This is a genomic window from Streptomyces millisiae (genome assembly GCF_031845425.1).
GTDB classification, from domain to species: Bacteria; Actinomycetota; Actinomycetes; order Streptomycetales; family Streptomycetaceae; genus Streptomyces; species Streptomyces millisiae.
The window spans coordinates 1-538 of sequence record NZ_JAVREM010000211.1 but is presented as its reverse complement, the minus strand read 5'-3'; the positions used below and the strand labels follow the sequence as shown (position 1 = coordinate 538).

General features: G+C 70.8%; 1 protein-coding gene and 1 pseudogene. Both read right to left on the bottom strand.

Going from position 1 to position 538, the window contains the following annotated elements:
- The coding region (locus RNC47_RS36275) for an RICIN domain-containing protein (protein ID WP_311605127.1) at window positions 1-218 on the bottom strand (218 nt) is incomplete at its 3' end.
- Between the two features lie 181 nt (window positions 219-399).
- A pseudogene (locus RNC47_RS36270) lies at window positions 400-538 on the bottom strand (RICIN domain-containing protein); the annotation flags it as partial.

The window sequence follows — 538 nt, the reverse complement described above, 5'->3', positions numbered from 1 at the left end:
TGCCGTGACCGCAACCGGTAGTAGCCGCCGCCGGAGTCGACGAACTGCCACTGCTGCTGCGCCTGGTCGTTCCTCGACCACTGCGTGATCCGCGCCCCGTCGTTGGTCGCCAGGTTGTACACGTCCAACGCCTTGCCGCTGTTCCGGTTCACCAGCACGTACCAGGCGCTGGTGTCCACCGTCGCGGCCGAGGCGGGCGCGGCGCCGGCGACGGTCATCAGGCTCGCGAGGAGAGAGGCCACGAGGAACCCGATCGTGGTGGCCAGTCGGCGACGCCGCGGTAACCCGCGGCGCGTCTGTCTCGTCGCCGGCGTCCGCGGCGCGGACACCGAGGAGTCGTTCGCCCCGTTCATGGGGGTGCTCCGTTTCGTTGTCAGGGGCCACACCGGCCCGGCTTCAGCCGACGCGCAGCAGCTGCCACTGCTGGTTGGCGCCGCCCCAGTCGGCGTACTGGACGACGTTGGCGCCGTCGTTGGTCGCCGCGCCCTGTACCTCGACGGCCCTGCCGCTGTTGCGGTTGATCAGCCGCACGTACCCA